This window comes from Streptacidiphilus neutrinimicus (assembly GCF_000787815.1).
GTDB lineage: Bacteria > Actinomycetota > Actinomycetes > Streptomycetales > Streptomycetaceae > Streptacidiphilus > Streptacidiphilus neutrinimicus.
In genome coordinates, this window is sequence record NZ_BBPO01000036.1 from 34,475 (window position 1) to 57,499 (window position 23,025).

The 23,025-nt window shown below is 72.3% G+C and carries 17 protein-coding genes; 6 read left to right on the top strand and 11 right to left on the bottom strand.

The window, feature by feature from the left end; genetic code table 11:
• Positions 1 to 4 precede the first annotated feature (4 nt).
• The gene (locus TR48_RS22390) at positions 5 to 2,641 is read left to right on the top strand and encodes a glycosyltransferase (protein WP_084729654.1); all 2,637 of its coding nucleotides are present in this window, start codon (positions 5 to 7) and stop codon (positions 2,639 to 2,641) included.
• A gap of 147 nt (positions 2,642 to 2,788) precedes the next feature.
• Here TR48_RS22390 and TR48_RS22395 read toward each other — a convergent pair whose 3' ends face one another.
• The 4 genes from TR48_RS22395 to TR48_RS22410 form a co-directional block, all read right to left on the bottom strand.
• Positions 2,789 to 3,382, bottom strand: a complete 594-nt coding sequence (locus TR48_RS22395) for an acyltransferase (protein WP_042370180.1) — start codon at positions 3,380 to 3,382, stop codon at positions 2,789 to 2,791.
• A 39-nt stretch (positions 3,383 to 3,421) separates the two neighbouring features.
• The gene (locus TR48_RS22400) at positions 3,422 to 5,044 is read right to left on the bottom strand and encodes a N,N-dimethylformamidase beta subunit family domain-containing protein (RefSeq protein ID WP_052442886.1); all 1,623 of its coding nucleotides are present in this window, start codon (positions 5,042 to 5,044) and stop codon (positions 3,422 to 3,424) included.
• 156 nt (positions 5,045 to 5,200) lie between these two features.
• Positions 5,201 to 5,887 (bottom strand): response regulator, encoded by a 687-nt coding sequence (locus TR48_RS22405; RefSeq protein ID WP_042370182.1) that lies wholly within the window; start codon positions 5,885 to 5,887, stop codon positions 5,201 to 5,203.
• Positions 5,884 to 8,490 (bottom strand): ATP-binding protein, encoded by a 2,607-nt coding sequence (locus TR48_RS22410; protein ID WP_042370184.1) that lies wholly within the window; start codon positions 8,488 to 8,490, stop codon positions 5,884 to 5,886. Before TR48_RS22410 ends, TR48_RS22405 begins: the two co-directional genes overlap by 4 nt.
• 273 nt (positions 8,491 to 8,763) lie before the next feature.
• Between TR48_RS22410 and TR48_RS39120 the strand changes: the two genes are divergently transcribed.
• The gene (locus TR48_RS39120) at positions 8,764 to 9,189 is read left to right on the top strand and encodes a hypothetical protein (protein WP_052442887.1); all 426 of its coding nucleotides are present in this window, start codon (positions 8,764 to 8,766) and stop codon (positions 9,187 to 9,189) included.
• 14 nt (positions 9,190 to 9,203) lie between these two features.
• Here TR48_RS39120 and TR48_RS22420 read toward each other — a convergent pair whose 3' ends face one another.
• The 5 genes from TR48_RS22420 to TR48_RS43450 all read right to left on the bottom strand — a co-directional run bounded on the left by TR48_RS22420 (position 9,204) and on the right by TR48_RS43450 (position 14,239).
• Positions 9,204 to 10,715 (bottom strand): GlnX family signal transduction membrane protein, encoded by a 1,512-nt coding sequence (locus TR48_RS22420; RefSeq protein ID WP_042370186.1) that lies wholly within the window; start codon positions 10,713 to 10,715, stop codon positions 9,204 to 9,206.
• Between the two features lie 134 nt (positions 10,716 to 10,849).
• A complete protein-coding gene (locus TR48_RS22425) occupies positions 10,850 to 11,155 on the bottom strand; it encodes a hypothetical protein (protein WP_042370188.1) in 306 nt (101 codons plus the stop codon).
• A 65-nt stretch (positions 11,156 to 11,220) separates the two neighbouring features.
• Positions 11,221 to 11,826: a DedA family protein gene (locus TR48_RS22430; RefSeq protein ID WP_042370190.1), complete on the bottom strand. Its 606-nt coding sequence runs from the start codon at positions 11,824 to 11,826 to the stop codon at positions 11,221 to 11,223.
• Between the two features lie 695 nt (positions 11,827 to 12,521).
• On the bottom strand, positions 12,522 to 13,892 hold the full coding sequence (locus TR48_RS22435) for a S53 family peptidase (RefSeq protein ID WP_042370193.1): 1,371 nt from the start codon (positions 13,890 to 13,892) through the stop codon (positions 12,522 to 12,524).
• A gap of 209 nt (positions 13,893 to 14,101) precedes the next feature.
• Positions 14,102 to 14,239 carry a hypothetical protein gene (locus TR48_RS43450; protein ID WP_161789883.1) on the bottom strand — a complete coding sequence of 46 codons (138 nt, stop codon included), beginning with the start codon at positions 14,237 to 14,239 and terminating at the stop codon, positions 14,102 to 14,104.
• 414 nt (positions 14,240 to 14,653) lie between these two features.
• Between TR48_RS43450 and TR48_RS22440 the strand changes: the two genes are divergently transcribed.
• On the top strand, positions 14,654 to 15,973 hold the full coding sequence (locus TR48_RS22440; RefSeq protein ID WP_042370195.1) for a UDP-glucose dehydrogenase family protein: 1,320 nt from the start codon (positions 14,654 to 14,656) through the stop codon (positions 15,971 to 15,973).
• Between the two features lie 61 nt (positions 15,974 to 16,034).
• Here the strand turns inward: TR48_RS22440 and TR48_RS22445 are convergent, their stop codons facing one another.
• Positions 16,035 to 17,135 carry a hypothetical protein gene (locus TR48_RS22445; RefSeq protein WP_042370198.1) on the bottom strand — a complete coding sequence of 367 codons (1,101 nt, stop codon included), beginning with the start codon at positions 17,133 to 17,135 and terminating at the stop codon, positions 16,035 to 16,037.
• Between the two features lie 396 nt (positions 17,136 to 17,531).
• Here TR48_RS22445 and TR48_RS22450 point away from each other — a divergent pair, with 396 nt between their 5' ends.
• The 3 genes from TR48_RS22450 to TR48_RS22460 are packed head-to-tail and all read left to right on the top strand — an operon-like array spanning position 17,532 to position 21,836.
• Positions 17,532 to 18,851, top strand: a complete 1,320-nt coding sequence (locus tag TR48_RS22450; protein ID WP_042370199.1) for a glycosyltransferase family 2 protein — start codon at positions 17,532 to 17,534, stop codon at positions 18,849 to 18,851.
• The gene (locus tag TR48_RS22455) at positions 18,844 to 20,043 is read left to right on the top strand and encodes a glycoside hydrolase family 26 protein (protein WP_152628107.1); all 1,200 of its coding nucleotides are present in this window, start codon (positions 18,844 to 18,846) and stop codon (positions 20,041 to 20,043) included. The genes TR48_RS22450 and TR48_RS22455 overlap by 8 nt, the downstream gene beginning before the upstream one ends.
• A complete protein-coding gene (locus TR48_RS22460; protein ID WP_052442889.1) occupies positions 20,040 to 21,836 on the top strand; it encodes a glycosyltransferase family 39 protein in 1,797 nt (598 codons plus the stop codon). Before TR48_RS22455 ends, TR48_RS22460 begins: the two co-directional genes overlap by 4 nt.
• A gap of 15 nt (positions 21,837 to 21,851) precedes the next feature.
• Here TR48_RS22460 and TR48_RS22465 read toward each other — a convergent pair whose 3' ends face one another.
• Positions 21,852 to 22,916 carry a glycoside hydrolase family 26 protein gene (locus TR48_RS22465; protein WP_052442890.1) on the bottom strand — a complete coding sequence of 355 codons (1,065 nt, stop codon included), beginning with the start codon at positions 22,914 to 22,916 and terminating at the stop codon, positions 21,852 to 21,854.
• Positions 22,917 to 23,025: the final 109 nt, after the last annotated feature.

A 23,025-nucleotide genomic window follows, 5' to 3' on the forward strand; every position in this document is an offset into this window, starting at 1 on the left:
GCAGGTGAACGCGGAGCAGCAGGACGAGGTGGAAGACCTCGACGACCGGCCGAGGCTGGCCGTCATCGTGGGCAACGGCATCACCGGCGACTCCCGGGTGCAGAAGACGGCGATCGCCGCCGCCCGGGAGGGCTGGCGGGTCCTGCTGCTCGGACGCAGCCGCAGCGGACGCGTGGAGCGTTCCTGGATGGGTCCCATCGAGGTGGTCCGGGTGCCGGTCTGGCACAACGTGCGCCGCCAGGTCGCCCACGACCGGGGGCGCAGCCTGCGCAGCCTGGTCACCCGCTTCCGCCTCGACGACGGCGACGCGCTCAAGCGCTACCAGGCCGCGCACCGCACCTGGGACCGCGCGCAGAGCGCCGAGGTCGGCACCCTCGTCCGAGAGGGCCGCGCGGGGCTGCGCCGCAGCACCCTCAAGGCCGTGCTGCGCGCCCGCCGCACCGTCTACCGGGCCCGCAACTGGGCCTACCGCTGGGAGGGCCGCCACCAGGCCGACCCGGCCGAGCCGGTCGGCGAGTGGCGCCTGGACTGGCCCGAACTGCTCGACCTGGACCTGGCCTTCGGCCCTGCGATCGAGAACTTCCGCCCGCACGTCATCCACGCCAACGACGTCACCATGCTGGTCCCGGCCGCACACAGCGCCGCCCGTCTGTGGGCCTCCGGACACCGCTGCTCCTGGCTCTACGACTCGCACGAGTACGTGGCCGGCGTCGAGTGGGGCAACCCGCTGCGCCAAGCCGCCTACCCGGCGCTGGAGTCGGAGTTCATCGGCCGGGCCGACGCGGTCGTCACCGTCTCCCCGGAGATCGCCGAGCTGTTGCGCGAGGCGCACGGCCTGTCCGAGACGCCGATGGTCGTGGCCAACACCCCGGTCCGCGAGGCGGTCGGCGTGGACGTGCCCGGCACCGGCGTACGCGGGCTGTGCGGGCTCGACGAGAGCGTCCCGCTGCTCGTCTACGCGGGCTGGGTGGACCGGCAGCGCGGCCTGGAGACCGTCGTCGCGGGCCTCGGCGAGCTGCCGGAGGTGCATCTCGCCCTGGTGACCAACCGGCAGAACCCTTTCGTGCAGGAGCTGCTGGACCAGGCGGCGGAGGTGGGCGCGGCGGACCGCGTGCACGTCCTCCCCTACGTGCCGCAGCACGCCGTCGCGGACTACCTCGCCTCGGCCGACCTCGGTCTGATCCCGTTCCGGCGCACGCCCAACTGTGAGCTGTCGCTGCCGACGAAGATGGCCGAGTACCTGCACGCGGGCCTGCCGGTGCTGGCCAGCGACGTGAAGACGGTCCAGGCCTTCACCGAGGAGCACGGCATCGGCGAGATCTTCACCGCCGGCGACGCGGTCTCCTTCGCCGAGGCGGCAGCCAAGGCCGTCGCCTCCCGGGACACCCTCGCGGAGCGGATCACCGAGCCGCTGCTCGCCGAGCTCTCCTGGGAGGCCCAGTCCGGCGCGCTGCTCGACCTCTACCGCAGGCTGGCCGGCGCCGGCCCCGAGGTGGCCCGCCCCGACGTCCCGTGGACCGTCACCGAGCAGGTGCAGCGCCCCGCGCAGAGCGAGGACGGCACGACGGCCTCCTTCAACCGCTGGCGCCCGCTCGCGCCCGCGGGCGCGGAGGGCGTCCGGCTGGGCATGGGCATCGCCAACTACGCGGGCCAGCTGGCCGCGTTCGCCTCGGCGGTCAGCCGCGAGCGGGAGGACGTCTCCTGCGAGGTGGTGATGGCCAGCAGCGCGACCGGCTTCGGCTACCCCGCCGACGCGTACCTCGACAACGGCCGGCTGGGCTCGGTCGACGTCCAGGTCGAGCAGGTCCGCAGGGTCCTGTCCGGCCGCTACACCCACCTCCTGGCGGACGCCTTCCGCCCCGTCCTCGGCACCCTCAACGGCGACCACATCGGCGCGGATCTTCCCGCCCTGCGGTCCGCCGGTCTGAAGGTGGCCCTGCTGGCCCACGGTAGCGAGATCCGGCACCCCGGCCGCCACCTGGCACGCCACACCGAGTCGCTCTTCCTCGACGCCCCCGCCGACCAGGTCGCCCTGATGACCACGATCGCGGAGCGCAACCGCAGGACGGCCGCGGACAGCGGCCTCCCCGTCTTCGTCACCACCCCCGACCTGCTGGTCGACCTCCCGTGGGCGACGTGGGCCCCGCTGGTCGTCGACGTCGAGTCCTGGGCGAGCGGCGCTCCCGTGCTGGAGCGCAGGCGCCCGGTCGTGGTGCACGCGCCGTCCAAGCGCTGGACCAAGGGCAGCGGCCGCATCCTCCCCGTCCTTCAGGAGATGCACGACAAGGGCGCGATCGACTTCCAGCTGCTGGAGGGCGTCCCGTGGGAGGAGGTCCGCCGCCGCATCAAGACTGCCGACATCGTGGTCGACCAGTTCGCGATCGGCGCCTACGGCACGTTCTCCTGCGAGGCGATGGCGGCCGGCCGGCCGGTCCTCTGCTACATCTCCGAGGAGGTCTCCGCGCTCACCGGCCCGCTCCCGATCGTCAACGCCACCAGCGCGACGCTCCGCGACGCGGTGGAGTCCCTCCTCGACGACCGCGCCGCGGGCGCCCGCATCGGCGCGGAGTCCCTCGCCTTCGTCCGCGACAACCACGACGGCCGCAGGACCGCGGCGGCGCTGAGCACCTTCCTGCAGTAGCGCGTGGCCCTCCCGCGGTTGCCCTACTGAGGGGCGGGGGGAACTGCGCGGACGAGCCACCCGCGCCCGGAGGGTCCTCAACGTTCCGGGCCATCCGCACACGGGTGGTTTCTCGCGCAGTTCCCCGCGCCCCTCGAGGGTCGTCGCTCAGAGCTCGACGAGCGATCCGTCGCGCTCCGCGTAGCGGGAGGCCGTCCGGGGGCAGACCCACTCGCCCGTGGCCGCGTCCTGCTCCAGGCGGAGGCCGGCGCGGCCGACCCAGCCGATGCGGCGGGCCGGGACGCCCGCGACGAGGGCGAAGTCGGGGACGTCGCGGGTGACGACCGCGCCCGCGGCGACGAGGGCCCAGCGGCCCACGCGGACGGGCGCCACGCAGACCGAGCGCGCGCCGAGCGACGCGCCCTCGGCGACGGTGACGCCCACCGGCTCCCAGTCGCCGCCGCGCTTCAGCTTGCCCTCGGGGTCCACCGAGCGCGGGTAGTGGTCGTTGGTGAGCACGACCGCCGGGCCGACGAAGACGCCGTCGCCCAGTTCCGCGGGCTCGTAGACCAGGGCGTGGTTCTGCAGCTTCACGTTGTCGCCGATGCGGACGCCGGGGCCGACGTACGCGCCGCGGCCGATCACGCAGCCGGTGCCGAGCCGGGCCTTCTCGCGGATCTGGGCCAGCTCCCAGACAGTGGTGCCGTCGCCGAGATCCGCCGTCGGGTCGACCTGGGCCGTGGGTTGGACGCGTGCGTTCATGCGCCGACCGTACGGCCTTCCGGTGACCAGGAGGGGAAGTCAGGCCTTCAAGCGGGTGACGAGGTTCCGCGTCACCAGCTGCACCTGCGGCTTCTCCAGCGCCGGGCCGCCGCCCAGGGCCAGCGCCCAGCCGAAGGTGCCGGCGTTGAAGACCCAGCCGCCCGCCGTGGACCGGTACAGCGTGGTGTTCTGCTGCTGCGGGCGGTCGCGTCCGGCCGCGCGGAACGGGGAGTCCGACAGCAGCAGGTACTGGCTCGCCGCGGGCAGGGCCACGCCCTTCTGCCGGCCGTCGGCCTCGCCGCTGATCAGGTCGGGGATGAGGTCCCCGTCGATCAGGCCGGTGCCCTGCCAGAACCAGTGCGCGCTCTCGCTCACCACGAGCGGGGACGTGCCGACCACCGCGCCGGTGTACTGACCGCCGAGCAGCCGCTGCTCGGCCCGCGCCGAGTTCGGCGCGGCGCGGCGCCAGAACGTGCTCGGGCCGGTGGGGTCGCGGACCGGGTCGGGGTCGGTCTTGTAGCAGGTCATCAGCGGGAAGCCGGACGGGTCCCGGTCGATGCGGACCTTCCAGTAGCAGTCGTTGGCCGCGAACGTCGCGAGCGAGAGGCCCCCGGCGACCGCCTGCTCGACGGTCTGCCGCATCTCGGCGGACCAGTACTCGTCGTGGCCGCTGAACAGCAGGGCCTGGTGCCGCGTCGGCGCCACCCGGCCCTCGTGCAGGTCGAGGTTGGTGGCGTAGGTGACGTCCAGGCCCTCCCGCTCGGCCCAGGTGACGAAGGCCAGGTCGAGCGCGAACTCCGCCGGCATGCCGTCGTGCTGGTAGGGCCGCTGGAAACTGACGGCCCGCGAGCGCTGGGGATAGTGGCGGACGTACTGCTCGTGGGAGACCGGCTCGGCCGGGTAGGCGTGCCCGTCGGGCGACTTGGCGCTCGCCGCGGGGTCCGCGGCCGAGGGCAGGAAGCCGTAGTAGAGGCTGCGGCCCAGCACGCCGTCGAACGGGTACTGGTTGTAGGCCTGGTAGGTGTTGAAGGGCAGCACCACCAGGAAGGCGCTCGCCCGGCTGTCGTCGCGCACGGCGAACGGCACGGCGGTGCGCTCGCCGTGCTCGGTGGTGAACGAGGCGAGGTACAGGCCGCTGACCCAGTCCTGCGGGATCTCCAGGGACCAGCCCGGCTCCCACTGGGTGCGGACGGTGGCGGTGGGCCCGTCCACCTGCGGAGCGGACTGCGGGACCCCGCGCTGGGTGGGGCTGGTGGTCAGCAACCGCCCGCCCGCGCCGTTGTAGTGGCCCATCCGGAACACCGCGACGGAGTACGACCGCGGCACGGCGGTGGCGACGTGGAAGGTGATCCGCTCGCCGTGGGCGACGCTGGTGGTGTCGGCGAACGCCTTGATCTGGCTCAGGGCGTCGTCGACCGGGGTCGCCCCGCGGTCGTTCGACCTCCAGGCCCGGCTGCCGGCCTCGTTGTTCTCACGGGTGACCGGGTTCCCGGTGCGGACGTCGGCCGGCCGCGCCGTCGCCGCGCCGCCGCCGACGCCCTGGCTGTCCCCGGCGCAGCCCGCCAGGCTTCCCAGTCCGGCCGCACCGGCGGCCACCCCCGCGGTCGCCGCGGCGGCACGACCCATCCCGCGCAGCAGGCCGCGTCTCGTGACTTCCCGCATCCGCAGGTCCCTCGTCCTCGCAGGCATTGCAGTCTTCCGGCGGGGAGTCTAGGACGCCGGCGTGATCTCCCAGCGGCCTGCGGGGGCCTCGGCGGGCACTGTGACGCGATTGCGTCCGCGCGGCCCCCCGGACCTCATGCCGTGTCCAACTCCCGTTCACGGCTCGAAGCGGTAGCCCATCCCCGGCTCCGTCAGGAGGTGCCGGGGGCGGGCCGGTTCGCGCTCCAGCTTCCGTCGCAGCCCCGCGAAGTAGACCCGGAGGTAGTTGGTGTTCTCCTCGTGGCCCGGCCCCCAGACCTGGCGCAGGATGTGCCCGCCCGTCACCAGTCGGCCCGGGTGCTGCAGCAGCACCGCGAGGATCCGCCACTCCGTCGGCGTCAGCCGGACCGACGGACCGCCCTTTTCGGCCGGGTCGACCACGCACCGTTCGAGATCCACGAGGTGGTCGCCGACGCGGATCGGCGCGGAGGACGGCTCCTCGCTGGTGGGCCGGCGCAGCGCCGCCCGGATCCGGGCGAGGAGCTCGTTCATCGCGAACGGCTTGGTGACGTAGTCGTCCGCGCCGGCGTCGAGCGCGGCGACTTTCTCGCGGGAGTCGGCGCGACCGGACAGGACGATGACGGGGGCCGAGGTCCAGGTGCGCAGCGAGCGCAGCACCTCCATGCCGTCGAGCCCGGGGAGGCCGAGGTCGAGGACGACGGCGTCCGGAGGGTTGTGGGTGGCCTCCTGGAGCGCGCGGCGGCCGTCGGAGGCGGTGGACACCTCGTAGTGGCGGGCCCGGAGGTTGATCTGCAGGGCCTTCAGCATCTGCGGTTCGTCGTCGACGACCAGGATCCGGCTCATACCGGCTCGTCCTCCCTCTCGCTTCGCACCGCCGGCTCCGCGTCGTCCTCGTGTTCCAGCAGCTCTGCCGCCGCGGCGGGGAGCGAAAGCACCATGGTCAGACCGCCACCGGGGGTGTCCTCGGGCTGCAGCGTGCCGCCCATCGCCTCGGTGAGCCCGCGCGCCAGCGCCAGGCCGAGTCCGACGCCGGTCGCGTTGTCGGTGTCGCCCAGCCGTTGGAACGGCTGGAAGATCTGTTCGCGGTCCTGCTCGGGCAGACCGGGACCGCGGTCGACGACGCGCAGTTCGACCCGGTCGCCGAGCGCGCTCGCGCTGAGCAGCACCGGATGGCCAGAGGCGTGCCGCAGGGCGTTGCCGACGAGGTTGGCCACGACGCGCTCCAGCAGCGGGCCGTCCACGACCACGTCGGGGATCCCGTCCAGGCCCCGGGTCGCGACCGGCGTCTCCGCCTCCGCGGCGTCGGGGCCGAGCGAGTCGAGGGCGGTCACCACCACGTCCTCCAGCGCGGTCGGGTGCAACTGGAGCGAGAGCGCGCCCGCCTGCAGGCGGGACATGTCGAGCAGGTTCTCCACCAGGCGGGTCAGCCGCTCCAGCGAGACCTCGGCGGTGCCGAGCAGCTCGCGCTGGTCCTCCGGGCTGAACTCGACGTCGTCGCTGAGCAGCGAGGAGACCGAGGCGAGGGCCACCGCGAGCGGGGTGCGCAGGTCGTGGCTGACGGCGGCGAGCAGTGCGGTGCGCAGCCGGTCGGCGGCCTTGACGGGCTCGACCTCGGCGGCCGCCTCGGCCAGCCTGGCCCGTTCCAGGGCGACGGCGACGTGCGCGGCGAAGGCCGCGAGCACGCGTCGGTCGGAGGCGGGCAGAGGCCGACCGCGCAGCACGAGCGAGGCTCCACCGCCGACGGGGACGACCTCCGCGCCGGGCCGGTGCGCCGGCTCCTCGGAGGTGACGGCCCTCCCCCAGCCCTCGTCCGGCAGCGCCCCCGTGACCAGCTCGACGCTGTCCTGGCCGAAGGTCTCCCGCAACCGTGCGAGCAGCGCGGGTACCGCCTGGTCGCCGCGGAGCACGCTGCCCGTCAGGGCGGAGAGGGTCTCGGCCTCGGCGGTGGCCCGCGCGGCCCGGCCGGAGAGCTTGGTCGCCGTGTCGACGATCCCGGCGACGAGCAGGCCCACCAGCGCGAAGACGGCCAGCGCCAGCACGTTGTTGGGCTCGGCGATGGTGAACCGGTGGATCGGCGGGATGAAGTAGTAGTTCAGCAGCACGGAGGCGGTGACCGAGGCCACCAGCGCGGAGACCAGGCCGCCGAGGGTGGAGATGCCGACCACGAGGGCCAGGAAGAGCAGCGTCTCGCTGGTGAGGTTGATGGCGCCCCTGGTCTGGCACAGGATCGCGGTCAGCACGAAGGGCAGCACGAGGCCGCAGGCCAGCCCGGCCCGGCGGCGCGTCGTCGACCGGCCGGAGCGGGGCCGCCCGCCGAGACCGTCGGGGACGTGACGCCCGCGACCGGACCCCTCGTGGGTGACCATGTGGACGTCGATGTCGCCGGAGAGCTCGATCGTGGTCTCGCCGATGCCGCGCCCGCCGGTCAGCGCGCGGCGCAGCACGCCGCGTCGGCTGGTGCCGAGCACCAGCTGGGTGGCGTTGGCCGCGCGGGCGAAGTCCAGCAGGGCGGTGGGCACGTCGTCGCCGACGACGGAGTGGTAGCTGCCGCCGAGCGACTCGACCAGCTGGCGCTGGGAGGCGAGCGCGGCGGGGTCGGCGTCGGCGAGGCCGTCGCTGCGGGCGACGTGCACGGCCAGCAGCGCGCCACTGCCCGCCCGGTCGGCGATGCGCGCGGCGCGGCGGACCAGCGTCTCGCCCTCCGGCCCGCCGGTCAGCGCCACGACGACGGTCTCGCGGGTCTCCCAGACCTGGCTGATCTCGTGCTCGGCCCGGTAGCGGCGCAGGCCCTCGTCGACGCGTCCGGCCAGCCACAGCAGCGCGAGCTCGCGCAGGGCGGTGAGGTTCCCGACCCGGAAGTAGTTGGAGAGCGCGGCGTCGACCTTCTCGGCGGCGTAGACGTTGCCGTGGGCCATGCGCCGGCGCAGGCCCTCGGGGGCCATGTCGACGAGCTCGATCTGGTCGGCGCGGCGCACGACCTCGTCGGGCACGGTCTCGCGCTGCGGCACGCCGGTGATCTTCCTGACGACGTCGTTGAGCGACTCGAGGTGCTGCACGTTGACGGTGGTCAGCACGTCGACCCCGGCGTCGAGCAGCTCCTGGACGTCCTGCCAGCGCTTGGCGTTGCGGCCGCCGGGGATGTTGGTGTGCGCGAGCTCGTCGACGAGCACGACCTCCGGCCGCCGGGCCAGCACCGCGTCGACGTCCAGCTCGCCGTAGCGGCCGCCCCGGTACTCGCGTTCGACGAGCGGCAGCACGGGCAGGCCCTCGACCCGTTCCTCGGTGTGCCGGCGCCGGTGGCACTCGACGAACCCCACGACGACGTCCTGGCCGCGCTCCACCCGCCGGTGGGCCTCGTCCAGCATCTTGTAGGTCTTGCCGACCCCGGGTGCCGCGCCGAGGAAGACCTTCAGTCTCCCGCGACCCGTACCAGTGCTTCCCGCCATCGCGCCGTGCCTCCTTGCCGCTCTGCCCGGCGTCCACCGTTCACACAAGCGCAAGCCGACCCGGCCACGGACGGCCTTGACGGCTCCTTACCGGTCCGGACCGCCTCCCATACGCAATCTTGACGCCTCTTCCCGAGACGCCGACTTCCGTCGATCCCCAGGTGAACAGCGCATGGATGCCGTCAAAACAGATGCAAGAATGGCATGCGAGTTGCTAATCTGAAGGCGTCGAGGCCACCGGGGCCTGGGATTCACGGAAAGAACCGATACGCCATGTCCGAGACCGCCACCGCAGCAGTGACCGCCCGTGTCGTCGTCGGTGTCCGCGACTCCGCGAAGGGCCGCGCGCAGCTGCGCCGGGCCGCGGCGGAGGCCCGCCGCAAGGGCGCGGTCCTGGTCCCGGTCCTCGCCTGGTCCCCCGCCGGCGGCGAGCCGCTGTACCGCACCCGCCCCTGCCCCGAGCTGGCCCACGCCTGGGAGCGGCGCGCCTGCGCCAAGCTCGACGCCGTCGTCTCGGAGACGCTCGGGTCGGAGCAGCTGCCGACCGCGGTCCGCCCGGTCACCGTCCGCGCCGCCTCCCTGGCCGACGCCGTCACCGCGACGGCGACCGCCCCCACGGACCAGGTGTTCGCCCCGGCGGCCCGGCCCACCCTGCGCGCCCGCCTCGGCCGCCGGCACCCCCGGGCCCTGGCCCACTGAGCGACAGGCCGCGCCTACCGGAACTCCCGCAGGCGCGGCCGCACGCCCGCTCCCAACAGGACCAGCGCTCCGGCCACGCAGCCCAACTGCACCCACAGCGCCGTGTCCGCGCGCTTCGCGCCCGTCGTCGAGGCGGAGACGTAGGCCTGCTCGTTGATGCCGATCAACCGCCGCAGCGCGGCGTCGTGCGCGTCGAAATCCGCGTTCGAGCCGCCCGGGGCGAGGCTGGTGCAGTAGGCGATCGCGTCCTCCAGGCGGCCCGAGGCGACCAGGGCGCGGATCCTGCGGTCGTCAGCCTGGTATGCCTGGAACGCCAGCAGCGTGTTCATCGCCGCCGCGCCCTCGCCGGGGAAGGTGATGTTGTGGAACTCCCGCCCGTACTCCCCGCCGAAGCGGATGTCCGCGGGGTTCTGCTTGACCGCCGCCACCGCGGACGCCAGCGCGGTGTCGTACGCGCCCAGCTGCGCGCCGTCGAGGGAGAGGATCTGGTCGGTGTCCGCGACGAAGTCCGACTGGTACTGGGCGCGGCGCTCCACGTCGAGGACGTAGCGGCTCTCCGCGGCGTTCGAGTCGGCCACGATCGCGCGGGCCTGCGTCAGGGCGACCACCGAGTCGTACGCGTCCTTGCGCGCGGTGAACAGGTCCTGCCGCTCCCCGTCGAGGAACGAGCCGGCCACCGAGAGCAGCACCGCGACCAGCACGCTCGCCGCCGCCAGCGCGGGGTTGACGACGCGTCGGAACCGGATCGCCAGCCAGACCTGCGTGGCGACCAGGGCTGCCAGCAGGCCGCCGCCGAGGAGCGTCAACCACAGGGCCGCGGTGCCGAGCGCGCCGCGCTCGTCCGTGTAACTCTGCTCGAAGGCCTGGTCGTTGGCCTGGACGAGGGAGTGCGCGGCGGGGAGCAGCCCGCCGCGCATCAGGTCCTCGGCCTGACGGTACTCGGCGAGCGCCGACGGGTCCGGGTGGCCGGCCGGGGCGTTCGCGTGGCTGTCGAGCTCCAGGGCGCGGGCCGCAAGGTCCTGGTAGCGGCCCATCCCGTCGAGGATCGCGGCCAGCGCCGTCTGCGCGGCGGTGTTGCCGGAGGCGTCGAGGGTGGCCTGCTGCAGATCCTTGTCGGCGTCGGTGCGGTCGGTGGCGTACTGCTGCCGCGCGGTGGCGAGGTTCGCGGCGAGCTTCGGGTCGTCGCCGAACATCAGCTGGTTCGCCGCCTGGGCGTCCAGGTCGGTCAGCGACTGGTAGAGCGCGCCGGCATCGGTGACCTGCGGCGCCTCGTGCCGGGTGATCCGGTCCCAGGCGTCACTCGCCCCGGTCGAGGCCCCGACGAGCGCCCAGCCCAGCAGCAGCGCGAGCACCGCGCACCCGGCGGCGGCCCAGCGCAGCCGGGCGGGCGTCGTGAGCGGCTTCCGGACGCGACCGCGCCCGGGTGACCGCGCCGGGCCTCCCACCTCCGCGGCGGCCCCCGCCCCCGAGGACTCCTGCTCCTGCGGCCGCTCGAGAACCGCGACCCGTTCCCCCACCGTCGTCATCCCCGCCGAGCCTTCTCCCCGTTTTCGGCCTGTCGGCCTCGGGCGTCAACTCTCCCGCCGCACACGGGTACACGGCGTCGCCCTGACGCGCTCTTAGCGCGCGCAGTCCCGTTCTTGACGACTTGTTGTCGCGCTCAGGCGGGCACGCTCTCGGGCATCGGCAGCCGCTGTCCGCCGGTCAGCAGCGTGCACACGGGCGTGTGCGGGCGGTTGCCGCCGTGGTGGGGGTGGTCGATCCGCACGCTGATCGGCGTCGGCGGGTCACCGGGCAACTCCGCTTCCAGCACGGTCGTGCCGGTGCCGCGCTGGTGGTGGTAGCCGACCTCCTTGCCGTCGACGAGCAGGAGCAGGTCCTCGGTGCGCCAGGTGAAGCCGGTGCGCACGTCGAGGGAGACGGAGTGGCCGTCGAGGTCGAGGTGGTAGTGGTGCCGCGTGCTCATCCTGGCCTCCCGGGCCGCCGGAGGACGCCCCCCTCAGCTACCACCATAAGCCCGGGGTCCGCCGCCTACCCCTGGCGCTTGTGACGCCGCCAGGCCCACACCCCGACGACCAGCAGCACGATTCCCGCGATCACGCCGGCCACCACCTGACCGGCCTGCTTCTCCACCCGCTGGTAGGCCTGCCCGGCCAGGTATCCCAGCAGCGTGAAGCCGATCCCCCAGGTGATCCCGCCCAACGCGTTGAAGAGGAGGAACTTGCGGTACGGCATCTTCGAGATGCCCGCGAGGGCCGGCATCACCGCGCGGAAGAAGGCGATGAACCGGCCGAAGAAGACCGCGGCAGCGCCGCGTTCCCGGATCATCTCCTGCGCCGCGCCGAGCCGCTCGCGGTGCCGCTGGAGCGGCCGGATGCCCAGGATCCGGTCCCCGAAGTGGTGGCCGATCTCGTACCCCACGCTGTCGCCGAGAATGGCGGCGACGACCACCACCAGCGCGATGCCCCAGTACGTCACGTGGCCCTGGTTGGCCAGCACCCCGCCGAGGACGGCGGCGGTCTCGCCCGGCAGCACGAAGCCGACGAAGATCGCGTCCTCGAAGAAGACCAGCGCGCCCACGACCGCGTACACGACCGGCCCGGACAGGCCGGCCAGCCAGTTGGTGATCGCTCCCATGGCTCCCAGTCTGCTCCACCGGCCCGGCGCGGAGGCGCCCATCCACCCGGTGTCCTCCCCTGTGCCTCGGGCCCGCCACCTGCCCGCCGCCTGCGCCGCCTGCCCGCCCCCTGCGCCGCCTGCCCGCAGCGGCGCATACCGGCGGCCTGCGTAGCGGCGGGCTGCCTACGGTGGCCGCATGAAGATCTTTCTTGCCGGGGCGGGCGGGGCCCTCGGGCGGCGGGCGGTCCGGTCGCCGCCGCGCTGCGCGGCGAGGAGGGCGGCCCCTACCTGGCCGGGCTCACCGCCACCGCGGGCGTGAGCTCCTTCGTGCACGTCGACGACGCGGCCGCGGCGGTCCTCGTCGCGCTGGACTGGCCGGCGGCCCGGTCAACATCGTCGACGACGAGCCCGCGCCGGCCGCCGCCTGGCTGCCGGTGCTCGCCGCGGCCCTGCACGCGCCCGCTCCCGCAGCCTCGCCCGCCGCGCCCGCCGCCTGAGAGCGGGGCGCGTCGAACTCGCTGGCCCGCAGCCGAGGTTGGACGCCGCGACGGCCGTCCTGACGCACCGGCTTCGCCGACCAGTCGGGCTGAGCGGCAACGAGAACGGCAGAGCCGGACAGAAAGGACCCGGACAGAAAAGGACGAGGCGCGAGGGGTGGACAGTCACCCTTGCGCCCCGTCAGCTCATGTGCTCAGCACGGCTGCTGGAGCCGCCTAGCGACGCGCCAGCGCGTCGACGAAGAGCGGGCCGTTGATGGTGCCCCAGCCGCTCGCCAGGTCGTAGCCCTTGGTGGCGTTGTAGCCGGTGACCTTGTTGAAGGAGTTGTTGCCGGAGGTCACGTCCACGATGCCGTTGCGAGCCGCGTCAACCTGGCCCATCCGGTACAGCTTCGGGTTGATCAGGCCGAGGTCGTGGCCCGCCTTCTGGTCCGCCATCGCGACGATGCCGGAGAAGATCGGGGTCGCCTCGCTGGTGCCGCCGACCAGGCCCCAGCCGTCGTTCTTCGGGTTCGGGTCGAAGGTCTGGTAGACCCAGGCCGCGCCGTTGACCGCCGCGGTCATGCTGATGTCCGGGGTGCCGCGGTGGTCGCCGGTGACCTTGGCCTCGCCGTTCTGGAAGAACGGCCGGCTGAAGACGCCGGAGACGCCGCCGCCGCCCGCGCCGTAGCCGTCGTTCCACACCACGTCGGGCTTGAGGCGGTTGCCGTTGTCGTCCAGGGTCAGCTGGGTGCCGCCGACGGAGGTGACCATCGGATCCGCGGAGGGCCAGGAGTCGACCCGCTGGGTGTAGAGGCTTCCGGCCGCGTCCGAGTCGGTGGCGCCCGCGTCTCCCGAGGCGCCGAGGACGGTCACGCCCCTCTTGAGGGCGTCGGCGAACGCGTAGCGCAGCGCCTGCAGCGAGGGCGTGCCGTTCTTGCCGTAGCCGGGGAAGGTGTTCTCGGTGGCGCCGAAGCTCTGGGATATGACGTCACCCCAGTGGTGGTCGACCGCGTACTTCTCGGCGGCCATCATCTCCGGGAAGCCGGTGGTGCCCTCGGTCTCGGCGACGCCGGTCTCGACCAGCACGATCTTCGCACCGGGGGCGATCGCGTGCGCGTACTCGACGTCCAGCGTGGTCTCGCCGGCCCAGCCGAGCTGGTCGGGGGTCCCGGTGAACTTCGGGACGCTGCCCCACTGCTTCACGTCGACCTTGGTGTCGGGCAGGCCGAAGTTCTTGTCGAAGGCGGTCAGGTCCTTCTGGATCGTCGGCGACCCGAAGGAGTCGACGATGACGATGGTGCGGCCCTTGCCCGTGACGCCGGACTTGTAGAGCGGCGACAGGTCGTAGGCCTTGCGGTACTGCAGCGGGGTGTAACAGCGGATGTGGATCTTGGTGAGGCAGGTGCTCGTCGGCAGGACGGAGCTCATGCCCGACGCAAGCAGGTGCCCCTGCGAGGCGGGGACCGGCTTCGGCAGCGCGGCCGGAGCCGCCGAGGCGTCGGCGGTGCCGGGGGCAGCGCCGGCAAAGGTGAGCAGTGCTGCGGCTCCCGCGGTCACCGCGGAGGCCGCACGGAGAGTGCGCGAACGTGCGATGGAACGACCCATGCTTCTCCTCAGGCTCACAGTGGCGTGCACGCGAGCACCGGGGGAAAGCCTGGAAAACCGAAAGCTGCTGAAAGCACGTCACCCCCACCCCCGAGCCGCGGCGCCGCCGCAACAGTGCGGACGATGCTGCCGCATGGCCGGCTGATCCCACCACCCCCCGACCGGGGGGGTGTAACCCCGCCCAGGGGTGTGATCTTCGAAGGCGCCGACTACCCGCGCTCGGACCGGATCGCGAGCGCGCCGCAGAACGCCCGCAGCACGCCCGCCTCCAGCAGCGCCGCCCACAGGAGCGACGCGGACGCGTGGCCGGGCTGGGAGGTGAAGGTCTGTCGGACGGCCGCGTTCACCGGGAGACCAAGGCGCCGGCCAGGGCGCGTCGGGCGTGCCCGCCAGCAGCATCACCGCCATGGCCAGGCCGAGGGGAACGGCCCGCGCCGCGTGGGCCTGCGCGCACAGCCCCTGTCCCCACGGTAACCGGCTCCCCCTGCGCCAGCAGCAGCCCGGGCCGGACCACCCCGGCGACGCTGACCCGGCGCCAGCGACGCGAGCGCGTTGGCGACCATCAGAACCGCCACTGAATCCCCACATGAATCATTCTAGCTATGAACGATATGCGCGAACGTACCATTCACGGCGCGGGCGATGCCAAGACTCCCGCCGGGTCGCGAGCCTGGCCCACCCACCGCCGCCCTCCCCAGGCCGGTCGACTAGGCTCACCAAACTCATATGAAATGACCAACGAGCTGTGAAGGACCTGTCGCATGCGGCTCACGGTGATCGGCACCGGCTACCTCGGCGCCACCCACGCGGCGTGCATGGCCGAACTGGGGCACGAGGTCCTCGGGGTCGACGTCGAACCCGACCGGATCGCCGCCCTCCGCTCAGGCAGGCTCCCCTTCTACGAGCCCGGGCTGGACGAGCTGGTCGCCAAGCACGTCGCCTCCGGCCGACTGCGCTTCACCACCTCCTACCAGGAGGCCGCGGCCTTCGCCGACGTCCACTTCTGCTGCGTGGGCACCCCGCAGCGCGCGGACGGCGACGGCGCGGACCTGCGGTACGTCGACGCCGTCGTGGAGACCCTCGCACCGTTCCTGGAGCGCCCGGCGATCGTCGTCGGCAAGTCCACGGTCCCGGTCGGCACCGCGGCCAGGCTCTCCGCACGCCTCGCCGAGCTGGCGCCGGCGGGCGCGGCGGCCCGGATCGCCTGGAACCCCGAATTCCTGCGCGAGGGCTACGCGGTGGAGGACACCCTGCGCCCGGACCGGCTGGTCTTCGGCATCGACCCGGCCGCGCCCGGGACGGAGGCGGTGCTGCGCGAGGTCTACGCCACGCCGCTCGCCGAGGGCGTGCCGGTCGTCGTGACCGACTTCCCCACCGCCGAGCTGGTGAAGACCGCCGCCAACGCCTTCCTCGCCACCAAGATCTCGTTCATCAACGCCATGGCCGAGGTCTGCGAGGCGACCGACGCCGACGTCACCGAGCTCTCCCGGGCGCTCTCCTTCGACACCCGTATCGGGGGGCGCTTCCTGAACGCCGGCGTCGGCTTCGGCGGCGGCTGCCTCCCCAAGGACATCCGAGCGTTCCGGGCGCGGGCCGAGGAGTTGGGCGCGGGCCGAGCGCTCGCCTTCCTGGGCGAAGTCGACGCGATCAACCTGCGCCGACGCGACCGCGTGGTCGCGCTCGCGGAGGAGCTCTGCGGCGGCGAAGTGACCGGACGCCGGGTGGCCGTCTGGGGCGCGGCGTTCAAGCCGGAGTCGGACGACATCCGCGACTCGCCCGCGCTGGACGTCGCCGCCCGGCTGCGACGCCGCGGCGCGCAGGTCAGCGTCCACGACCCCAGGGCGCTGGACAACGCGCGCAAGCGCTACCCGGAACTCGACTACGCCACCGGGGCGTTGGCGGCGGCCCAGGGCGCGGACTTGGTCGTCCACCTGACCGAGTGGGCCGAGTACCGCACCCTGGACCCGCACGCGGTGGCCGAGGTCGTCTCCGCCCCGCGGCTCATCGACGGCCGCAACGCCCTGGACGCCCCGTCCTGGCGAGCCGCCGGCTGGACCGTCCGCCCCCTCGGCCGCCCCTGACCTCGGCCTTGACCGAAGCGCCGGGCCGGGGCGACGACGCGCCCCGGCCGCGGCCGGCCGGTCAGCTGTTCTGCTCGATCTTGAGCAGCGAACTGAGCACGTAGCTCGCGGCGGCGTGCCCCGCGGTGTTCGCCAGGGCGTCCGGCTTGCTCGCCGAGGTGCCGGTCAAGCCGGACTCGGCGATGTACACGAAGCGGCCGCTGACCGCGTGCGTCACGGCACAGCCCGCCTTGCCGACGCAGAACGAGTCCACGTTGTCGCCGTAGAGCGGGGTTACCTTGCCGACGAACGACGCGCCTGCGGCCTGCGCGTCCGACTTGCTGTGGAAGACCACCACCGCCACGGTGACCGCGTGGTTGCCCAAAGCGTAGGTGCTGCGCAGCACCTGGGCGCACCCGTTCTTGGTCAGCACCGTGCCGAGGCCGTCCATGCTGGCCTTCCAGCACGGGTCGGCGTTGTCGTCACTGGTCTTCGTGAAGGTCTTGCCGTCGATCGTCAGCGTCTTCTTGGTGAAGACGTCGGCCGGGGCGAGCGGGGGCGTGTGACTGGGCGACGGGTCCGACGAGGCCGAGCCCGGGGCGGAGGGGGAGGAGCTCGCCGAAGCCACGGGGGCGGGCGAGGTGGACGACCCGGCATCGGTGGGACCCTTGGAGCCCGAGAGGCCGTACCAGACCACGCCGCCGATCACGGCCAGGCCCGCGACGAGCGCTCCGGAGAGGATCACCAGGCGCTTGCGCTTGCCGGTGCGCTCGTAGTCGGCGGCCATACCGGCCCAGTCCGGCTCTCCGTGCACCCCGGGACCGCCAGGACCGCCAGGACCGCCAGGACCGCCGAAGGCGGCCCCGCCCTGCGGTGGCGCGTACATCTGCTGCGATGGCGGGTTGTTGGACTGCTGGGGCTGCGGATAGCCGTAACCGGACGCGCCGAACTGCTGCGCCGGGGCTCCCGGCTGCGTCGGGGCGCCGTGCGGCGCGGGCTGGGCGGGCGCGGCCGGCTGGACCCGCTGCGTGGGTATCGGCTGCTGCGGCGCCGGCTGTACGTACTGCTGCGGCGGCACCGGCGGCGGAACGGGCTGGGGCTGCTGGGGCTGCGCCGGCACCGGCGGCTGCTGGTAGAGCCGCGGATCCGGCGGAGAGGACGAGCCTGACGAGGCTTCGGACATGGCGGTTCCTCCATCGATGACATTCGGTGCCAGGACGAGTCTGACTGATACCGGTCCTGATGAAGGCGATCGGGGAGCGATCGGGCTTGCAGCGAACCCCTGTCACCCGTCGCCCTCGCCCGCTCCGTCCAACGAGTCTCCCGGGTACCCGCACTGACGACGCGTCCGCGTCGGAGGTGAATTGGCAGGAAAGAGCGGCAGGGACCCCAATCCCACCGTCTTCATTCCGAAATCATGCCCTGACCCTTCATCACCGATGCATAACAGTTCGCTGAATGACCTTTGATCTGCACAGATTTGTCCAAGTTTGCCACACGTCACCGTCATACCATCCTGAGGGCCGCCGGTCGCGGCTTCGGACTCAATGCGGTCAGCCGCAGGCAAGAACGGACGGACATGCTGGCCTTCCTGCTCGAGCTCGGCAGGTGGTGGACCGACGGCTCGGTCTACCCGTTTGCCTTGTTCATGGCGCTCATCTGGTTCCTATGGGTCGTCAGGATCGTGCTGGCACGCCGTTACAAGCCGTGGAAGCAGCCGTACTCCGCGACCACCTCGGTGATCATCCCGGTGGTGGACGAGCCGGAGGAGCTCTTCCGCGACGTCCTACGACGGATCCTGGTCCAGCGTCCGACCGAGATCATCGTGGTCATCAACGGCCGCCGCAATCCCGCACTGGAGAAGATCTGCGCGGATGTCGGCGTCCACTGGGTCTGGACGGAGATCCCCGGAAAACGCAACGCGCTGAAGATCGGCCTCGAGGAGTCCAGCGGCGAGATCGCCGTCCTCGTCGACTCCGACACGATCTGGACCGACAACACCCTGAGCGAGCTCATCAAGCCCTTCCGCGACGCGGAGGTCGGCGGGGTGACGACCCGCCAGCGCATCCTCGAACCGAGCCGAGCGGTGCTGACCCGTTGGGCCGACTGGCTCGAGAGCGTTCGTTGCCAGTACTCGATGCCCGCGATGAGCGTCCTCGGCACCGTCGGGTGCCTGCCCGGCCGGACCATCGCCTTTCGCAGCAGCATTCTCTTCGACTGCCTCGACGATTTCCTCTCCGAGAAGTTCCTCGGCGTCTTCCTCGAAGTGAGCGACGACAGAACGCTGACCAACTACACACTGAAGCGGGGATATCGGACGGTTTACCAGTCCACCTCCCTGGTCTACACCGACGCCCCGCTGCGAGTGACCAAGCTCGCCAAGCAGCAGTACCGCTGGGCGCGTGGTTCGCAGTACAACACGCTGCGCATGCTTCCCTGGATGCTGCGGCACGCAAAGGTGCTCTGCCTCTTCTACCTGACCGACATCGCCGTGCCGTTCGTCCTGCTGGGCACGTTCGGCTCCTGGGTGGCCGCGGCCTTCCACCGCTCCCGGCCCGGCATCTACAACGCGCTGCCGCTGCCCGGGGACCCGACCAGATCCCTGGTGCTGGTCATCGTGCTGGCCGCGGTGATGTCGCTGCTGTCGATCGCCATCCGGTTCGGGCGCCACTTCGCCTACCGGCCGCAGGACCTGCTGTTCCTGCCGACATTCATGATCATCAATACCCTGCTGCTGCTCCCGGTGCGCCTGCTCGGGTTCTTCCGCTGCGCGCACAACGCGAGTTGGGGTACCCGGCAGGACAGTTTCGCCGGTGAGAAGAGCCGCAGCCCCCTCGTTCTCGTGCCCTATCTGATCGGAGCCGTCATGCTGGCGGGCTCGGTGGTGATGAGTGTCTAGGTCCGCCCAGCGCCGCAGCAAGCGACTGCACTGGTGGAACCGCGGCAGCGGCATCCGCCTCCGGGTCTGGATGGCGGTCAACGTGCTACTGCTGGCCACCATCAGCTACGGCGTCTACGCCGCCGTCCAGACCAAGGCAGAGGGAACGTCCTTCGCCGGCCTCGGCGTCACCCCCACCGCGCCCGGTCTGCTCCAGCGGCTGGGCGGCGGCGGAGCCAAGCCCCAGAACACCGTCCCGGACAAGTCCGTCTTCCTCGACCCCAAGGGCGTGTACTTCGGGGCGGCGACGCCGGGTGCGCCGTACAGCTCCACCGAGGTCTCCGACGTGGCCGAGGCAGCCGGCGGGGTGCGTCCGACGATGACCGAGTTCTTCGTCAACTGGACCCAGTCCTTCCGTCCGGCGATGGTCACCTCGGCCTACGACCACGGGACCCTTCCGGTGATCTCCTGGGAGCCCTGGGCCGGCGGCAGGGAGAACAACATCGGGGTCGGCCAGGTCCCCAAGAACAACGCGGACCAGCCCACGTACCGGCTCGCGAACATCATCGACGGCTCCTTCGACTCCTACATCACCGCCTTCGCGCAGGGTGTCGCCGCCGCCAAGTGGCCCGTCGCGCTGCGTTTCGCGCACGAGATGAACGGCACCTGGTACCCGTGGTCGGAGAAGACCAACGGCAACAAGGCCGGCCAGTACGCCGCCGCCTGGCGGCACGTCCATGACCTGTTCGAGAAGGCCGGGGCCACCAACGTCATCTGGGTGTGGAGCCCGAACATCATCCGGCCGGCGCCGCACACGAAGCTCAGCAGCCTCTACCCCGGTGACGCTTACGTCGACTGGGTCGGCCTGACCGGCTACGGCGTGCGCGAGAGCACCCCCGCGACCACGTTCGACCCGACGCTGCGTCAGGTCCGGGCGCTGACGAAGAAGCCGGTCCTGATCACCGAGACCGGCGCCGAGCCCGACCGCGACAAGGTCTCCTGGGTGCAGTCGTTCTTCCCGTGGCTCGAGCAGAACCACGACATCATCGGCTTCGTGTGGACGGAGAAGACCAAGACCTCGGGAGCCCTGTCCGACTGGCGCTTCAACGGCGACCCGCAGAGCGAGGACGCGTTCCAGGCCGGTATAAGCACCGCGCCGCTGGTGACCGGTCTGGGCAGCCTCACCCAACCTTCGAGCGGGAGCACCCGATGACCCCCGAGTCCGAGGACGGCTGGTTCACCCGCACCCGCACGGACCACATCCCCCCGCAGCAGCCGTACCCCGAGCAGGAACAGAACTCCGGCCCCTCCCGCGCGATCGGCGGCGCGGAGACCGTCGGCAGCGGCGCCGTGGCCACCGAGGCTGTCGCGGGCGACGACGCGTACATGTGGACCCACCCGGACGAGGAACCGCTCTATCCCGTCTCGGAGTCGGAACCGGAGCCAGAACCGCTCGACGAGAACGACGCCGCGGAGCAAGGCGCCACAGGCGGTGCCGCCCGTGCCCGGCGCACCGCCGCGCTGCTGCTCGTCCCCTCGGCGGTCACCCTCGTCGTGGCCGGCTATCAGCTAGGGCACCGGCAGCTGTGGCAGGACGAGTCCGCGTCCTGGTGGGCCGCCACCCTCTCCTGGTCCCAACTGCTGCACCTGCTCGGCAACATCGACATCGTGCTGGCGCCCTACTACGCGCTGATGCACCTGTGGGTCTCCGTCGCGGGCACCTCGGTGGTCGCGCTGCGGATCCCGTCGCTGGTGGCCATGGGCCTCTCGGCCGGACTGCTCGCCCTCCTGGGCCGCCGGATGTTCAACTCCCGGGTCGGCATGGTGGCCGGCCTGATCTTCGCAGTGCTGCCGGTGACCAGCCGGTACGGGCAGGAGGCGCGTCCCTACGCGCTGACCGTGCTCGCCGTGCTCGCGGCGACGCTGCTGCTCTACCGCGCGCTCGACGACCCGCGCGCGGACCGGTGGGGCGGTTACGCCCTGTCCCTGCCGTTCACGGGCATGTTCCACCTGGTGGCCGCGCTCGTCCTAGTGGCCCATCTGATGCTGGTCCTGGTGGTCGCCAGGAAGCGCTGGGGCGCGTGGGCGGCGGTGGTCGGCTTCTGCGTCGTCCCGGTGCTGCTGATCGCGCTGCTCGGACACAGCCAGTCCGCGCAGGTCTCCTGGATCTCCACCGATCTGAAGGACCTCCCGCAGTTCCCCGGCCAGTTCTTCCTGTCCACCTTCGGGATGTACGTGACGGTGGGCGCGGCGATGCTGGGCGTGTTCTTCGCGCGGCGGTACACGTTCGTACTGCTGACCTGGACGCTGGTGCCGCCGGTGCTGCTGTTCCTGTCCCGGTCGGTGCTGAACCTGTTCCTGCCCCGCTACCTGCTCTTCACGCTGCCGGCCTGGGCGTTGCTCGCGGCCGTGGGCGTCTGCGGGCTGGCCGGTCTGGTCGGTCCGCGGCAGAGGGGCCTGACCGTCCGCCAGTTGGTCGCCGGGGTGGCGCTGGTCGGCGCGCTCGTGGCGGTCTGCCTGCCGGACCAGCGCGCCGTCCGGGCGGACCCGCTCGCGGGGCAGCCGGACTTCAGGACCGCGGCCGCCTGGCTGCTGGGCCAGCAGCGACCGGGCGACGGGATCGCCTTCGCGGGCACCCGTGGCGTGCCGATCCGCACCATGGCCTACGACGTGCGCGGGTCCGGCGCCCAGCCCCGGGACGTCTTCCTGCAGCAGTCCCCGGCCGCCTCGGGCACGTACGAGGGCAAGCCGTGCGCGGTCCCAGCCTCCTGCGCGCTGGGGATGCAGCGGATCTGGCTGGTCTCCACGTCGACCACCGCCTCCTTCTACGACGGCCTGCCGGACAAGCAACGGGCCGTGCTGACCCAGCAGTTCCGGGTGGTGAGCGAGCAGCGCTTCACCGGCGAGCTGCGGGTGGTACTGCTGGAGCGCCGCCCACCGGCACACAAGCCCCCTACGGTCAGGCCGCCGACGGTCAAGAAGGCCCGCGCCGCGGCCAAGCGCTGACGCCCGATGCCCCCCTCAGCCGCTCGACGCGGCGGCGGAGGGGAGCACGGAGGCCACCGGCCACGTGCGCAGTGCCATCCCCGCCAAGCCGGCCCGGAACGCCGACTTCGTGGCCGGGTCGACGGTGAAGCGGTAGTCGTGCCAGGCGCCCTCGGCGACGCTGTGCTCGAACCAGACGAACCCGATGACCTGCTGATGCCGGTGCAGCCAGGTGAACAGACTGGCCGTCCAACCCGCCTGCTCCGCACCGGGCTGCGCCCCGGTCTCGGCGATCAGGATCGGCCTGCGGGTGAGCTGTTCCAGCTGCACCACCGTCGGGTCGAGCACCTCCTGCGCGGTCTTCTCGCCGAACCCGTACGCGTCGACGCCGACCATGTCGACGTAGCCGACGCCCGGGAAGTACGGCTCCACCGACTGCTCCGGGGTGCCCCGGACGGTGTTCGGACTCCACAACCAGATCGCGTTGGTGACACCGGCGTTGGTGAAGACGTCGTGCACGTGGCGCCATGCCTTGACGAAGTCGCCCGGGGCGTTTCCGCTGTTCTGCTCGGCCCAGGGGTACCAGTTGCCGTTCATCTCGTGCGCGAAACGGATGATGACGGGCAGTCCGACCGCCTTCACGGCCAGCGCGTACTGGGTGATGTAGGGGTCGAACGCGCCGTCGGCGATCCGCTTGAGCGCGTACTGCGGCTGGTCCGACGCCTTGGACTCCGACGCGGGCTCCCACGTCAGCAGCGGTACCGCGCCCTCGTTCCAGCTCTCCCGCACGGCGTCGGCGTCGAAGGGCTGTGTCCAGTTCCGGAAGTATTCCAGGATCGTCGGATGCTGCCCGGCAGCGGCGGCCACCGACGCCGTCTCCTGCGGCTGCGGCGAGCCCACCGTGCTCACCCCGAAGTAGTCCCCGTCCGGACGCAACAGCTGCGCCACCGTCGGCACGTCCGGCTTCGCCGCCGTCGCACTGGCCGCGCCACCGGCGCCCCATCCCCGGCCCCCGCCACGAGCCGCCCCGTCCGCGGACTGGGCACAGCCCGCACAGAACAGGAGCAGCAGCGCGAGCAACGCCGCACGGGTGGTGCGCAAGAAAACCCCCAGGATCTCCGTTTCGCGGGGGAGTCTAACGCTCCGCCCAATGAACCGACCCTGGGCGAGATGAACCGACCCTGGGCGAGCGGCCCACGGAACGACAAAG

Bases quoted from the DNA above. Each gene is read 5' to 3' on its own strand.
- TR48_RS22460 (WP_052442889.1), top strand. From the start codon at position 20,040: ATGACCCCCGAGTCCGAGGACGGCTGGTTCACCCGCACCCGCACGGAC.
- TR48_RS22425 (WP_042370188.1), bottom strand. From the start codon at position 11,155: ATGAGCACGCGGCACCACTACCACCTCGACCTCGACGGCCACTCCGTC.
- TR48_RS22445 (WP_042370198.1), bottom strand. From the start codon at position 17,135: ATGTCCGAAGCCTCGTCAGGCTCGTCCTCTCCGCCGGATCCGCGGCTC.
- TR48_RS22420 (WP_042370186.1), bottom strand. From the start codon at position 10,715: ATGACGACGGTGGGGGAACGGGTCGCGGTTCTCGAGCGGCCGCAGGAG.
- TR48_RS22440 (WP_042370195.1), top strand. From the start codon at position 14,654: ATGCGGCTCACGGTGATCGGCACCGGCTACCTCGGCGCCACCCACGCG.
- TR48_RS22435 (WP_042370193.1), bottom strand. From the start codon at position 13,892: ATGGGTCGTTCCATCGCACGTTCGCGCACTCTCCGTGCGGCCTCCGCG.
- TR48_RS39120 (WP_052442887.1), top strand. From the start codon at position 8,764: ATGTCCGAGACCGCCACCGCAGCAGTGACCGCCCGTGTCGTCGTCGGT.
- TR48_RS22405 (WP_042370182.1), bottom strand. From the start codon at position 5,887: ATGAGCCGGATCCTGGTCGTCGACGACGAACCGCAGATGCTGAAGGCC.
- TR48_RS22400 (WP_052442886.1), bottom strand. From the start codon at position 5,044: ATGCGGGAAGTCACGAGACGCGGCCTGCTGCGCGGGATGGGTCGTGCC.
- TR48_RS22430 (WP_042370190.1), bottom strand. From the start codon at position 11,826: ATGGGAGCGATCACCAACTGGCTGGCCGGCCTGTCCGGGCCGGTCGTG.
- TR48_RS22395 (WP_042370180.1), bottom strand. From the start codon at position 3,382: ATGAACGCACGCGTCCAACCCACGGCCCAGGTCGACCCGACGGCGGAT.
- TR48_RS22410 (WP_042370184.1), bottom strand. From the start codon at position 8,490: ATGGCGGGAAGCACTGGTACGGGTCGCGGGAGACTGAAGGTCTTCCTC.
- TR48_RS22450 (WP_042370199.1), top strand. From the start codon at position 17,532: ATGCTGGCCTTCCTGCTCGAGCTCGGCAGGTGGTGGACCGACGGCTCG.